We start from the raw sequence: 13,315 nt of genomic DNA, 5'->3' as shown, positions 1-13,315 counted from the left end.
AATTGTCACAAACTCTGAACGAGGCTGAGATGGAATCAAGGCATACTTCCCCGATGACCGCTCGGGGAGCCTACATGCCGCGCCGCCTTTTCAAACGCTACATGCCGGACCCGACCAGCATTCGGGAACACAAGTCCTTACGCTTTTTCGGCAAGTTGCTGCACGACCCGAATCTCTGGCACCTGAACCGCCACTCGGTGGCCCGGGCCATGGGTGTGGGCCTGTTCGCGGCGTTGATTCCCGTCCCCATGCAGATGCTGCTGGCGGCAGCGCTGGCGATACCGGTGCGTGGCAACCTGCCGATCGCCGTCAGCCTGGTGTGGCTGACCAACCCGCTGACCATGCCGCCCGTGTTCTTCGTCACCTACATGACCGGCGCCTGGTTGCTGGGCACGCCGCCGCGCAGCCTGCCCGAAGACCTTACCTTCGAATGGATCACCGGCCAGCTGGCAACGCTCTGGCAGCCGTTCCTGCTGGGCTCGGTAGTGTGTGGTGTGGTGCTGGGCATCATCGCCTGGTTCACCACCCTTCTGTACTGGCGCTGGTGGATTGGCCGGCAATGGCGCCGGCGCAAGCACAGGGTCTCAGGCGCGCATGCCGCGGCCACTGACCAGCAGGCGGACGCACAGCGCGTAGAGCACTGCGGTGGCGACCAGCATGAAGGTGATCGCCGTACCAATGCTGATATCCGACACCCCTAGGATGCCGTAGCGGAACGAGTTGACCATGTGCAGCACCGGGTTGGCCAGCGACACGGTCTGCCAGAACGGCGGCAGCAGGTTGATCGAATAGAACACCCCACCCAGGTAGGTCAGCGGCGTCAGCACGAACGTCGGGATGATCGAGATATCGTCAAAGTTGCGTGCAAACACGGCGTTGACGAAGCCAAGCAGCGAAAAAATGGTCGCCGTCAGCAACACCACGACCACCGTCACGCCCAGGTGATGGACCTGCAGGTGGGTGAAGAACAGCGACAGGATGGTCACGATCACCCCCACCGCCAGGCCTCGCAGCACCCCGCCCAGCACGTAGCCGACCAGAATGATGTGCGGCGATACCGGCGACACCATCAACTCTTCGATCGAGCGCTGGAACTTGCTGCCGAAAAAGCTCGACACCACGTTGCCGTAGGAGTTGGTGATCACCGACATCATGATCAGCCCGGGGACGATGTACTCCATGTAGGTGAAGCCGCCCATGTCGCCGATCTGCCGGCCGATCAGGTTACCGAAGATGACGAAGTACAGGACCATGGTGATGGCCGGCGGCAGCAAGGTCTGCGGCCAGATACGCAGGAAGCGCCGCACTTCGCGGTAGACGATGGTGTTCAGGGCGACCCAGTTGGTGCGCAGTTCCACACTCATACGGCCACCTTCGACAGGTTCTTTTCAACCAGGGACACGAACAGCTCCTCGAGACGGTTGGTCTTGTTGCGCAGGCTCTGCACTTCGATGTTCTGCAGGGCCAACTGGCCGAACAGCGCGGTAATGCCGATGTCCTTGTCCACTTGCACCTCAAGGGTGTGGGGTGTCAGCAGGCGGCATGGGTAGCCCTGCAGCGTGGGCGCCTGGGCCAGGTCCTGCCTGAGGTCGAGGACGAAGGTCTCGACATGCAGCTTGCCCAGCAGCTTACGCATGCTGGTGTTCTCGACAATCGTGCCGTGGTCGATGATGCCGATGTTGCGGCACAACTGCTCGGCCTCCTCCAGGTAATGCGTGGTCAGGATGATGGTGATGCCCTTCTGGTTGAGCTCGGTGAGGAAGCTCCACATCGAACGGCGCAGCTCGATATCCACCCCCGCTGTCGGCTCATCGAGGATCAGCAGGCGCGGTTCGTGGATCAACGCCCGGGCGATCATCAAGCGGCGCTTCATGCCACCGGACAACGAACGCGACTGCACGTCACGCTTGTCCCACAGCCCCAGCTGGGTCAGGTATTGCTCGGCGCGCTCCTTGGCCAGTTTCGGCGGGATGCCGTAATAGCCGGCCTGGGTCACGACGATGTCGAAGGTTTTCTCGAACTGGTTGAAGTTGAACTCCTGGGGCACCACGCCCAGGCAGCGCTTGAGCGCCGAGGGTTCGCGATCCAGGTCATGGCCAAACACGTTCACCGTGCCGCTGGTCTTGTTGACCAGGGTCGAGAGGATGCCGATGGTGGTGGATTTGCCGGCGCCATTGGGGCCCAGCAGGGCGAAGAAGTCACCTTCGGCGACGTCCAGATCGATGCCTTTGAGGGCCTGGAAGCCGTTGCCGTAGGTTTTGGTCAGCTGTCGGATGGACAGGGCAGAACTCATAGCGGGTCACGTACCGAGTGAAAAGGTCAGGACACGCCAGGGCAAGTCACTGGCGCAGTGAGTGCGGCCATGGTGCAAGGCCTGGCCGCACAAGTACAGTCATGTGTATTGATAGTGACTATCGAAGCAGGTTCAGGTCAGTGCCGTCATCACCGCCGCCTGGTAGGCCGGGCGTTGCTTCAGCCGCTCGTACCAGGCTTGCAGGTGGGGCATGGCCGGGCGCTCGATGGGCATTTCGAACCAGGCGTACACGAAGCTCCCCAGTGGGATGTCGCCCATGCCGATCTGGTCACCGGAAAGGTACGGTTGGTGCGCCAGGGTTTCATCGGCGATCGACAGCAACTGCGCGCACTGTTTGTGCGCGGCATTGATCGCGACCCAGTCGCGCTGGTCTTCGGGCGTGCGCAGCAGGCCCCAGAACAGCGGCCGGAACGCCCCTGCAAAGGACGACGTGGTCCAGTCCATCCACTTGTCCGCCAAAGCGCGCTGGCGCGGGTTGTCCAGGTACCAGCCCTGCACGGCGCCATATTCGGCACACAGGTAGCGCACGATGGTGTTGGACTCCCACAGGGTAAGGTCGCCGTCTTCGAGCATGGGCACCAGGCCATTGGGGTTGCGGGTGCGGTAGTGCGGCTCGTTGACGACACCGAAGGCGCCGCCGGCGTCGATGGATTCGAAATCCAGGCCCAGCTCGTGGGCGATCCACAGCGCCTTGCGCACATTGCTCGAATTCTTGCGACCCCAGATCTTCAGCATGACGACGTCCTTATGAATGCGAAGGGGTGAGTCTACTCCAGGCCTCTGTCGCCTGCATCGGCGAGTGGGTCGATATAGACGAACAATGAGCTGAAACTCCCACAGCCACACCCTGTCACTGTTCTGAGACTGCCGTTCACTGTGTTGCGTCTAAGCTCTGTGAGACGGCCCAAGCCCCTGGTTCCAAGGAGGAAGGATTATGTTGCTGTTGTGGTTGCTGGTCCTGGTGATCGGCACGGCGTACCTCACCCACCGGCGTCTGCCACCGCTGCAGATACTCGCCATCGTTGCCGGCTATACCTTGCTGATGGGCATCTTCAGCTCGGCGCCCGGCTGGCTGCTGGCGTTGATCTGGCTGGTTCTGGCCGCCAAGGCTGCCCTGCTGTTACTACCCGAGTGGAGGCGCAAGGTATTCACCGGCCCTGTGTTCAAGTGGTTCCAGCGCACCCTGCCGCCCATGTCGCAGACCGAACGCGAAGCCATCGACGCCGGCACCGTATGGTGGGACGGCGAGTTGTTCAGCGGCCGCCCCGACTGGCGCACGCTGCTCGACTACCCTGCGCCAACACTTACCGAAGAAGAACAGGCCTTCATCGATGGCCCGACCGAGGCGCTGTGCGCGATGGTCAGCGACTGGCAAATCGGTCAGGATCTCGACCTGCCGCCCGAGGCTTGGGCCCATATCAAATCGCAGGGTTTCTTTGCCCTGATCATTCCCAAGGAATACGGCGGCAAAGGTTTCTCCGCTTACGCTCATTCTCAGGTCGCCATGAAGCTCGCCACGCGCAGTGGTGACCTAGCCTCCACGGTGATGGTACCCAATTCCCTCGGCCCGGCTGAGCTGTTGCTGCACTACGGCACCGACGAGCAACGCAACCACTATCTGCCACGCCTGGCCCGGGGCGACGACATTCCGTGCTTCGCGCTCACTGGCCCCCTGGCCGGCTCCGATGCAGGCGCAATGCCGGATACCGGTGTCATCTGCAAAGGCCAATGGCAAGGTGAGGAGGTCATCGGCCTGCGCCTGAACTGGGAAAAGCGCTACATCACCCTCGGCCCGGTCGCCACCCTGCTCGGCCTGGCCTTCAAGGCCTACGACCCGGATCACCTGCTGGGCGAAGAAGAAGAGCTGGGCATCAGCCTGGCGCTGATACCCACCGACACCCCCGGTGTGGAAATCGGCAAACGCCACCTGCCACTGGGCGCGGCCTTCATGAACGGCCCCAACAGCGGCAAGGACGTTTTCATCCCGCTTGAATTTCTCATCGGCGGCCAGGCCATGCTTGGCAAGGGCTGGATGATGCTGATGAACTGCCTGTCGGTGGGCCGCTCCATCTCCCTCCCTGCTGTGGGCACAGGTGCTGCCAAATACACCAGCCTGGTCACCGGCCAGTACGCCAACATCCGCGAGCAGTTCAACGTGCCACTGGCGGCTTTCGAAGGCATCCAGGAATCATTGGCGCGCATCGGCGGCAACGCCTGGCTGATGGACAGCGCCCGCCTGCTGACCGCCAAGGCCGTGGACCTGGGCGAAAAGCCTTCGGTGCTGTCGGCGATCCTCAAGTACCACCTGACCGAACGGGGCCGCGAATGCATTCAGCACGCCATGGACGTGCATGGCGGCAAGGGCATCATCATGGGCCCGAACAACTACCTGGGGCGCAACTGGCAAGGGGCGCCGATTTTCATCACGGTCGAAGGCGCGAACATTCTCTCGCGCAACCTGATGATCTTTGGGCAGGGTGCCATCCGCTGTCACCCGTTCGTGCTCGATGAAATGGCCCTGGCAGGCCGCGAGGACCACGGCCAGGCCCTGAAGGAGTTCGACGAACTGCTGATGAAGCACATCATGTTCGCCGCAGGTAACGCGGCGAGCACACTGGTGCACGGGTTGGGGCTGGGTCATCTGGAGAAGGTGCCAGGCGACGCCCTGAGCCAGGGATATTTTCGCAGCCTGAACCGCCAGGCTGCGGCCTTTGCCTTGCTGGCTGACCTGTCGATGATGCTGCTCGGTGGCGCACTCAAGCGCCGCGAACGCCTCAGTGCAAGGCTCGGCGATGTGCTCAGCTACCTGTACCTGTCTTCGGCTGCACTCAAGCGCTACCATGACCTTGGCTCGCCCGAGCACATGCGCCCCCTGCTGCGCTGGGCCATGGAAGAAAGCCTTGGCCAGGCTGAAAACGCCCTGGACCGGCTGTTGGACAACTTCCCCAACCGCTTCGTCGGCTGCGCCCTGCGGGTGCTGGTATTCCCGTTCGGTCGCAGGCATACCGGGCCGAGCGACGAACTGGATGCGCAGGTGGCCGAACTGATTGGCAGAAGCAAAGGCGACCCAGCGCTGGAAGAATTGCTGGCAGGGTGCTTCCGGCCCCAGGCCGAAGGCGACCCTGTGGCTGCGTTGCAACGCGCCAGCGACCTGCTCGATGAGGTCGCGCCACTGCAACGAACGCTGCACCAGTCAGTGAAGGACGGTACCGTACGACCAGCACCCGGGGAGTCGCCCATCGATGCGGCTGTGGATGCTGGCGTACTGCAGCCGCATGAAGGCCAGCGTTTGCTCGATGCGCAGCACGCTCGCCGCCAGGTCATCGATGTGGATGCCTTTGAAAAAGCGCAGCTTACGCGCGCTGAAGGGCATATTCGCTAACGTCAATGTCAGCGCCCGGGGCCTGCCGCCGGCCTCGGGTTGCTCTTCGGTACTCCACATTCAACCGTTGGTCAAGTCAACGAAGCGGGCGGCAGTCAGTGTTGGCACGGGTATTACAATCGAGGCCCAATAATGAAACCGGGCTTGGTCTTGAGTATCTTCAGCCAATAGCACCGTGAACGGTGAAGGCGCCGTCGGATGTGGCGTAAAAACACCCGTTGCGGACACTGTGCCGTTGCCACTAATGACAGTCCATCGAGTGTCAGCGGCTCGCACCTCCACCTCACCTTCCCAACTGTCATAAAAAAGCAGCAGCCTGACTTTGTTGTTTACCAGTTCTGCTTTCAGGTAGTGGGATTCTATGGTGTGCAACGTAACGAAGGTGGATATGGCTGTTTCACTACCTGCCGTGGCCTTGATCACATCTGCACTGATAAGCGTACGCGGGCCAGATTGTAGTGCCACCTCACGTTTGGTCTTGTTGTTGGAGTCAAGCGCGAATGCTGGCGTAGGTGCACTGGCTGGATAATAAAACATCTCACCCCTCTCGCTCATCAGGCGCCCTGATGCTGCACCCTCGAACGCCCATTGCACATTTGCCGCGGCTGGCGCCAACGTCAATGCCTGCTTCTCATCACTGACTCCAACCAATCGAAGCCGTGGGGTAATGGCGAGCGGTTGTTCGACGTGTGCCTGATGGCGGTATTGGTCAGCCACGCTGTTAGCGTCGTACATTGCCCAATACAGTAGCAACTCCGGAATCAATTGCCCGGCGGTAAAACGCAGCGATCCTGGCGGTGTGCAAAAACCGGCGAGCCAAGCGTTGTCAACCGGAGGCAACCCCAGTAAAACCTCGGGAAAGAGAACGCTCAAAAAAGACAATACGCCCGCATCCCCCGCCGTTTCCGGGGCACTCAGCGAGTTGGTCCCCCCCAGCGCAAGTTCACTCGACCCACTGGACAACGTCAGGTCCAATGACGCTTCTCGAAGCTTGAAAGAGCCTTTCACATCGTGCAGTAACGGGCTGATAGGCGGCAACACTCCATACAGGTTGACACGCGCCGTTTCTTTATAGTGCTCGGTAAGCGCTGCCCAACTAAAGTCACCGTCCGTATGTTCGAACAGTGCCTCACCGGACCACTGCAGCCGAAGGAACGACCCCTCTAGCAACTTGTAACGCAGGTAGCCGTTGGCAAGTGGCACCTTGACTGTGAATGCCGTTCTCGAAGCCGGTAATGTTTCCAGCATTTCATGAACTCGTCGCCCAACACGCCCCAACACCGCGCGCAAAGCAAACTGTGAATCTTTTACGATGGTGTTCGTTATCGTGATGTGCTGTTCGTTGTAGGTAACGCATGGTGCACCCAAGCTCAGGGTGCCCACGCGCCATATAGCGCCCTCGACCATCCGGTCGTACTGCACCTGCTCACTCACGCGGCGCGAATTACGCCGGGCGTAGTCAACCCATGACGCATTGACGATCTGGCGACTCAAGACACCGACCACCAGTGTGAGCGGGTCGACCAAAACAGTATTCAGCGTATCGCCGCGGGTCGGGGGTTGCGCGCTGTCGGGTATACCATCAGCCATTGCAATATCTCCTGTTTCAATGGGTTCATGTGAACATCCCGAACGTACAGCGGCAACTGGCAGTAATTGCAGTTGACAGTGCACTCGCTTGCAGAAGCTGGTTTGAGCCGAACCAGCCTCCAGCCAGGAGATAGCCTGTGTGCGCTCGGTCGCGACACGAAGTGGCCGGGAGCGTATGATTCAGCACTGTCTATGCAATCGAGTTACGTTCATGGCCCAATCCTACCTGGCACACCACCTGCAATTGCTGCACCACCTGCGTACCATTCTGGTGGCGCTCGGAGAAAGCGAGCAGGTTCCCGAAGAAAGCCACGTGCTGTTCCTGGAACGCTTCGACGAGCTGCTTACCCATCTGCCAACCGATCCGCTGCAAAGCCAGTACCTGGGCCAGGATCTGATCTGCCAGGTCATCCAGCGCTATCCGCAGATTGCCCACCTGGTACCCCGTGACCTGCTCTGGTTCTTTGGCGGCGATTGCCTGCACTTCATGCCGGATGAAGAACTCGAGTTGTATCAACAGCTGGAAGAAATGCGCTACGAAGCCGAACAACAGGGCGAAACATTCGATTGGCATCAACACAAAGAAATGCTCAGCCTGTCGAATCGACGATCAGCGCACTAAGCGATACGCCCTGCCGCATCAGGGGGGGGCGCGACAGGCCGACGCGCCGCGCCTTGCGGCGGCTGCCATCCCGCAATCCATGCAGGCTTGCTAATTATTCCTACATCCCGCTTATCCCCCCCCCTTTAACCTGTTCGCCGCTCCCCCCAACAGGCGCTTAGCCGTCTGGGAGCATTCCGGGACTGCCCCACATACGAACAGGATTCAAGGAACTGCCAATGAAAAAGACTTTACTCATGCTTGCCTTGGGAATGGCCAGCAGCAACGTATTCGCAGCCCCCGAAACCGGCCAGATCAACTTCTACGGTACGGTCTATGGCGGCGGCACCTGCCCGATCGAAGTGGTCAACCCCGGCGGAAGCGTTATCCCTCGTGTATCGCTCGGCAACTTCACCACCAAGTACTTCAGCGCCAGCGGCACCGTTACCCCAGACGTGGCATTTGCGTTGCGCGTAACGCCTAGCGCTACTTGCACCATCGCACCCGGCGCAAAAACCAAGATCACCTTTACTCCATTGCACGGTGTAGTGGGCACAAACCTCTACGGTATTCGCGGCGGCGGCGCCACGGGCCTGGGTCTTGTGATCAAGGACCAGGCTCGCACCAAGATCAACCCCAATGCCGAATCCAAAGAATACGACCTGTATGAAACCCGCCCGACAGACTTGATGTTCTACGCGGCGTATGAATCCTTTGCCGCCACCGTTAGCGAAGGCTTGGCCGAGGCGGAAGTTTCTTTCGTGGTGAACCTGCCTTGACACGCACTCCAGGTGCCTGCACCTGGAGTCGATTCCAACTACACCCGGTCCAACGCCATGCTGTTTTTCCGTCACCCCCTGGCTGTTGTGTGCAGTTGCCTGCTGCTGCTCGGCGTCAACACGCCAATTGCCTATGCGGCACTTACCATCAGCCATACCCGTATCGTCCATGAGAGCGCCAAACGCAGCGCCTCAGTGATTGTCGCAAACCCTTCGAAAACGTCGTTCGCCGCTCAGGCTTGGGTCAATACCGAAGCCGACGATGCAACCACTGCTGTCCCCCTCATAACCTCGCCTGGGCTGTTCCGTCTGGACCCCGGCAATGAGCAGACAGTGCAGATCAACGCACTACCCAATGACCTGCCGCAAGACCGTGAGTCGCTGTTCTATTTCAACTTGCAGGAAATTCCGCAGGCGACGGCCGATACCCGGCAAAATATTCTGAACATTGCCCTGCGTACGCGCATCAAGCTGTTCTATCGCCCCAGCCATCTGAAAGACCGCCCGCAAGACCGGCTCAAGGACCTGGCATGGTCGGTACAACTGATAGACGGCAAACCGCACCTGGTTGTCGACAACCCTTCGCCCTACCACTTCACTTTCAACCGACTGGTCATCAGCGGCGCTGGGTTTAGTGAAACCATTACGGCCCACGACATGGCCCTGCCATTGAGCCGTCAGACGTATGCGCTGAAGCGGTTACCGACAACCCAGGGCCTTCAGGTCAACTTCACCACGATCAATGACTACAGCGGCATTACAGCCGAACGCTCCAGCCCGGTGAAACCAGAGTGAGCCAACCTATACCCTCAGGCGCGCAACGTAAGGTTGATGGAGGGGAAACGGACCCAGTTGCCGCCCTCATCGAAACTCACCTGAACGCTGACAGTAAACCGTTCATTGAGCCTGAGGCTTGCCAGATAGGTTTTTGGCACCGTCACAGCGTTATCCATGCCAATCCCCTGCCTGGCTTGCGTAGCCGATACCGGATGTGCGACAAGTGCATCATGGGCGGGCGCCTCATTGCCACTTTGCAATACGCCCGTCACCTGGATGCTGACCCGCTGCCCTTCGGCGATCATCCGCCACGTGTCCAGCTTGATCGGTACATGGGCAGGCGCAGAAGCCAAGTGAAAGCCTGTACTGTCGGCACCCACCAGGTTTACCTGAGGCAGCCTTTGCGTCATCGCCCTCACCTCCAACCTGACCGGATCAGAGTCCAGAGCACTGTCACCACCATCGACTTGGTAGATGACCGGCAGGGTCCGCTTGCTTTGCGCCAAAACCTTCTGCACCGGAATTTCAAAGTGCCGGTCGCGCCCCTCGTACGGGGTCCGGGTTGAATAGTGCCCCACGCTTCCCGGCTCCCCCCACACGACAGTGATCGTTTCACCGGGATACACCATCACCTCGGCCGGAACCTCGATCAACAAGGGAGCGTCAAAGTCGTCAAGCGCAAGCGTCAGTTGTGGCCCTGAACCCTCAGCCTGGGCGATCAGCACCGGGCTCAAGCTCCTGGGCACCGGCGTGGCCGTTACCGCCAGTGTGACGGGCTGCGATCGTGCACTGACATTACCCGCGCGATCACGTACCCGATAATGGATATAACGCGCACCATCCTCACGCTCGCGAATCATGTCTCCGGGAAATTCGAGTACCAACGGCTGCCCGACGTTCTGATCTGTCACCTCAAGCTCGGCAACCTGCTCGTTGGCAAAGGGCGCTCGGTCCCAGTAATACGTCAGCATATCGCCCACTGCCGGGCTGTCGTACCCCGGCACAGTGGCCAACAAACGATCACCATGAGACTCCAGGTAGCTCACCGTAACGCCCTCGTCCAGGACCTGCTCCTCAACAATCAAGGCACCGTCCTCGCCCCCCAGCAACGGCGCGATCTTGTCGATCGTCAGTGTCAGTGGCTCAGACACCACCTGACTTCCGTTGTAACCATGGACGCGGTAGGTCACAAGCACCTGGCCGTGAGCCAATAGCGCTACCGGGACATCGGCGTACAGGTCTTGCGGCGGTATGGTGTCGAACCAGGTTTTCTCCTCGACCAACTGCGCGCCCCAATACAGGAAAAGCTTTTCCGGGTAGTCGGGTGAAGGGTTCGAGTAGTCCCACATAGGCACTTCAATCCGCAATGGACGTGCAAGCGCCGATACGGGCAGCAAGTTGTCCTGCCCTCCTGGGATATTGGGCAGAACATCTGGCGAAACAGGCGGTTCGAGGAGCGTATCGGTGGGCAGGCCTCTCGCTGATCGTTGCATCATGCTTCCCCTTACGTTTGTTACCGTGCACAAAAACGGGAAGGCTGAACCTTCCCTGTTGCGACCGACCTACCAGCTGTAACGCAGCCCGACGTTAGCCCCCCAAGGCTGCTCAATCTTTTCACCATTGGCATAATCAAAGTCTGCATGCAGCTGCAAGCGATCATTCAAGGTCGCGGCAACCCCTAGCCCAAGCTCGCCTCGCGAACCCGACAGATCGTTGTCGAATCGATTATTGTTGACCTTCACCTGATTGTTCTGAACGAACTCATGCGCATAGGCTGCGCGCAGATACGGCTGCAGCAATCGCCCCTCGCCCAGTTCGAAGGTCCGCCCAACGGTGGCACCGGCCTTGCCGAGCAGCGAACGGGTATCATCACCTTGGGCTTGCAAGCCATTGTCCAGCTGGTAGTCCTTGCCCTGGATATTGACCACCGACCATTGCGTGTAGGGCTCGATGAAGTAACCAGCCCCCAGGTCCAGGTGCCGACCAAACTCCACGGATGCCCCCACGCCAAGGTTGTCGTAGTCGCCCTTGGTCCGCGTGCCATCGCTCAAGGCGATTTTTGATGAGTTGTCAAAACGGTTGAGCTTCACCACACCGTCCAGGTAGTACCCACTCTGGGCATCGAGCCAGGTTGCATAAAGCCCCAGGTAGTAGCTCTTGACCTCTGCCGAGGCGCCCCGGACCAAGTCCAGATCAGAACCGCTGTGGCCCGCCATCACCCCGATCAACCATTGGCCATCGCCTACCGGAAGCGGCGCATCGGCACCCAACGAGAAACCCTGCTGAACTTGCCGGTAAGGGCTACCCGATGCATCGGACACGTTGAATTTGTTGCCATAGGCTCTAACCCAGCCACCGGCACTTGCCTCATCCAGGCGTAACTCGCCCATGCGGCTACGCAACGTCGTCAGCTCGCCGTACCACACAGTCGGCGCCGTGTTGAACAGAGCCAGCACAGAAGCAGTGCCAGGGCTGATGACCTTGCGCGAGCCATCGAGGAACCAGTCGTTGCCTCGCTGCACCAGGTCATAGGAAAAAGCCCCCAGGTCGACTGGCCCGTTGAGTAATGAAAACTGCGCATCACCCGCCGCGGCGTGCACCAGATGCAGCTGGTTTTCAACCGAGGGATCAGCGCCGCTGCTGCCCACCAGCAAGCTATGGCTACCGGTGGCAGTTCCGGTGATATCAAGGAAGTCGGTCTGGCCAGTACTGAAGTCACTGTCCATGATGAACGTTCCGCTGCCTGCCAGAGTCCCCAAGGCCAAACGTTGATACTGGTCGGGTTCACCGAACCTGATACTGCCGCCATTGAGAGCCAGGCTGCCGACCTGGCTATCTTCGACCATATTCCAACGCGCTTGGTCGTTAATGGACAGACCGGACACATTCTCCAGGCGGCCAGTCAGGCTGGCCTGGTTGTCCAGCGTCAACGAGGCACTGGAGCCGGCTTCGACGCGTACATCTCCCACAAGTTGGCTGTTGTCGACAGTCATGCTCGCCGTCGACCGGCCCACCACTTCCAGCAGGGTACCGTTGCTACCGCGCAACGTGGAGCCGCCTGCCACGTTTATTACCCCATTGGCAGGGCCGAGCAACGGATTGCCGACAATGATGGCCGAGCCGTCCAGCCCTTGCACATCAGAGCCCACCAGGTTCAGCGTGGCTGTACCCGGCAAAGCAGCATCGGAGAAGATACGCACCCCAGCTTGCGCACCTACCAAGCGGCTGTCTTGAGCCGTCAGTGTCGCACCGCCAAACATGTTCGCTGCCGCAGCGGTCCCGGTACCGATCAACTCGCTGCGTTGCAGGCTCAAGGTGGCAGCTGATGACACCAATGCGCCGCCGCGGGCACCTTCAACATGACTGTCGCTGATCGTGGCGGAAGCCCCCGCAGTGCCGTCAGACTCCAAACGCAGGCCATAGCGGTCACTGACCACACGCGAGTTGTCCGCTATGGTCACCCTCGCCCCACCACGCAGGGCGATGCCATCAGCGCCTTGCGCATCCACGTTACTGCGTTGCATCTGCAACTGCGCACCGCTACCGATATCCAACTGCAGGGTCGATGCATCGACCGCCTCAAGCCAGGCGCCAGGGTTGAGCTGATAGCTGTCGACCGGCGTGGTGGCGTCGATCGCTCGCTTGCCCTCCACGACGGTCAACGCCTCGGTAACCGGGCTAGCCAGCAAGAGTACAGGTAACATGAGCACCGCCTGCATTGAAGGGTGCGAGCGTTCTTTAAGCACAGTCGCCATTGAATCAAAGGTCTCCGTCGTATTAACTGAAATCACCCACGGATTAGGGGGTAAATTTCGTACAAGTTACGTGGCACTACCCGAAACCTCTGTAGGAATATTCGTCAATTGAGCAAA

General features: G+C 60.0%; 11 protein-coding genes. 5 read left to right on the top strand and 6 right to left on the bottom strand.

Annotation, left to right across the window (positions count from 1 at the left end):
* The first annotated feature begins 74 nt into the window (after positions 1 to 74).
* Positions 75 to 701 carry a DUF2062 domain-containing protein gene (locus tag EGJ09_RS21850; protein ID WP_119688512.1) on the top strand — a complete coding sequence of 209 codons (627 nt, stop codon included), beginning with the start codon at positions 75 to 77 and terminating at the stop codon, positions 699 to 701.
* On the opposite strand, the gene EGJ09_RS21845 is transcribed toward EGJ09_RS21850, so the two are convergent.
* The 3 genes from EGJ09_RS21845 to EGJ09_RS21835 form a co-directional block, all read right to left on the bottom strand.
* A complete protein-coding gene (locus EGJ09_RS21845; protein ID WP_012313417.1) occupies positions 585 to 1,364 on the bottom strand; it encodes an ABC transporter permease in 780 nt (259 codons plus the stop codon). The two genes, EGJ09_RS21850 and EGJ09_RS21845, sit on opposite strands and share 117 nt — an antisense overlap.
* Positions 1,361 to 2,293, bottom strand: a complete 933-nt coding sequence (locus EGJ09_RS21840) for an ABC transporter ATP-binding protein (RefSeq protein WP_039601023.1) — start codon at positions 2,291 to 2,293, stop codon at positions 1,361 to 1,363. Before EGJ09_RS21840 ends, EGJ09_RS21845 begins: the two co-directional genes overlap by 4 nt.
* Positions 2,294 to 2,425: 132 nt before the next feature.
* Positions 2,426 to 3,049, bottom strand: coding sequence for a glutathione S-transferase (locus tag EGJ09_RS21835; RefSeq protein ID WP_125924763.1), 624 nt, complete (start codon positions 3,047 to 3,049; stop codon positions 2,426 to 2,428).
* Positions 3,050 to 3,248: 199 nt separating this feature from the next.
* On the opposite strand from EGJ09_RS21835, the gene EGJ09_RS21830 reads away from it, so the two are divergent.
* Positions 3,249 to 5,696 (top strand): acyl-CoA dehydrogenase, encoded by a 2,448-nt coding sequence (locus EGJ09_RS21830; protein ID WP_125924762.1) that lies wholly within the window; start codon positions 3,249 to 3,251, stop codon positions 5,694 to 5,696.
* Between the two features lie 60 nt (positions 5,697 to 5,756).
* Here the strand turns inward: EGJ09_RS21830 and EGJ09_RS21825 are convergent, their stop codons facing one another.
* A complete protein-coding gene (locus EGJ09_RS21825) occupies positions 5,757 to 7,286 on the bottom strand; it encodes a hypothetical protein (RefSeq protein WP_125924761.1) in 1,530 nt (509 codons plus the stop codon).
* Between the two features lie 211 nt (positions 7,287 to 7,497).
* On the opposite strand from EGJ09_RS21825, the gene EGJ09_RS21820 reads away from it, so the two are divergent.
* The 3 genes from EGJ09_RS21820 to EGJ09_RS21810 all read left to right on the top strand — a co-directional run bounded on the left by EGJ09_RS21820 (position 7,498) and on the right by EGJ09_RS21810 (position 9,461).
* The gene (locus EGJ09_RS21820) at positions 7,498 to 7,908 is read left to right on the top strand and encodes a PA2817 family protein (protein WP_115275609.1); all 411 of its coding nucleotides are present in this window, start codon (positions 7,498 to 7,500) and stop codon (positions 7,906 to 7,908) included.
* A gap of 218 nt (positions 7,909 to 8,126) precedes the next feature.
* Entirely contained in the window at positions 8,127 to 8,666 is a 540-nt protein-coding gene (locus tag EGJ09_RS21815) for a fimbrial protein (RefSeq protein WP_115275608.1), read from the top strand.
* Positions 8,667 to 8,723: 57 nt separating this feature from the next.
* On the top strand, positions 8,724 to 9,461 hold the full coding sequence (locus EGJ09_RS21810; RefSeq protein ID WP_115275607.1) for a molecular chaperone: 738 nt from the start codon (positions 8,724 to 8,726) through the stop codon (positions 9,459 to 9,461).
* Positions 9,462 to 9,475: 14 nt separating this feature from the next.
* Here EGJ09_RS21810 and EGJ09_RS21805 read toward each other — a convergent pair whose 3' ends face one another.
* Together EGJ09_RS21805 and EGJ09_RS21800 are read right to left on the bottom strand one after the other, a co-directional pair.
* The gene (locus EGJ09_RS21805) at positions 9,476 to 10,939 is read right to left on the bottom strand and encodes a hypothetical protein (protein ID WP_196997696.1); all 1,464 of its coding nucleotides are present in this window, start codon (positions 10,937 to 10,939) and stop codon (positions 9,476 to 9,478) included.
* 66 nt (positions 10,940 to 11,005) lie between these two features.
* A complete protein-coding gene (locus EGJ09_RS21800) occupies positions 11,006 to 13,198 on the bottom strand; it encodes an autotransporter outer membrane beta-barrel domain-containing protein (RefSeq protein ID WP_125924760.1) in 2,193 nt (730 codons plus the stop codon).
* Positions 13,199 to 13,315: the final 117 nt, after the last annotated feature.

This window comes from Pseudomonas sp. p106, assembly GCF_003936645.1.
GTDB classification, from domain to species: domain Bacteria; phylum Pseudomonadota; class Gammaproteobacteria; order Pseudomonadales; family Pseudomonadaceae; genus Aquipseudomonas; species Aquipseudomonas putida_E.
This window is presented reverse-complemented; position numbering and strand designations above follow the sequence as displayed.

Bases quoted from the DNA above. Each gene is read 5' to 3' on its own strand.
- EGJ09_RS21800 (WP_125924760.1), bottom strand. From the start codon at position 13,198: ATGGCGACTGTGCTTAAAGAACGCTCGCACCCTTCAATGCAGGCGGTG.
- EGJ09_RS21810 (WP_115275607.1), top strand. From the start codon at position 8,724: ATGCTGTTTTTCCGTCACCCCCTGGCTGTTGTGTGCAGTTGCCTGCTG.
- EGJ09_RS21830 (WP_125924762.1), top strand. From the start codon at position 3,249: ATGTTGCTGTTGTGGTTGCTGGTCCTGGTGATCGGCACGGCGTACCTC.
- EGJ09_RS21820 (WP_115275609.1), top strand. From the start codon at position 7,498: ATGGCCCAATCCTACCTGGCACACCACCTGCAATTGCTGCACCACCTG.
- EGJ09_RS21825 (WP_125924761.1), bottom strand. From the start codon at position 7,286: ATGGCTGATGGTATACCCGACAGCGCGCAACCCCCGACCCGCGGCGAT.
- EGJ09_RS21845 (WP_012313417.1), bottom strand. From the start codon at position 1,364: ATGAGTGTGGAACTGCGCACCAACTGGGTCGCCCTGAACACCATCGTC.
- EGJ09_RS21805 (WP_196997696.1), bottom strand. From the start codon at position 10,939: ATGATGCAACGATCAGCGAGAGGCCTGCCCACCGATACGCTCCTCGAA.
- EGJ09_RS21815 (WP_115275608.1), top strand. From the start codon at position 8,127: ATGAAAAAGACTTTACTCATGCTTGCCTTGGGAATGGCCAGCAGCAAC.
- EGJ09_RS21835 (WP_125924763.1), bottom strand. From the start codon at position 3,049: ATGCTGAAGATCTGGGGTCGCAAGAATTCGAGCAATGTGCGCAAGGCG.
- EGJ09_RS21850 (WP_119688512.1), top strand. From the start codon at position 75: ATGCCGCGCCGCCTTTTCAAACGCTACATGCCGGACCCGACCAGCATT.
- EGJ09_RS21840 (WP_039601023.1), bottom strand. From the start codon at position 2,293: ATGAGTTCTGCCCTGTCCATCCGACAGCTGACCAAAACCTACGGCAAC.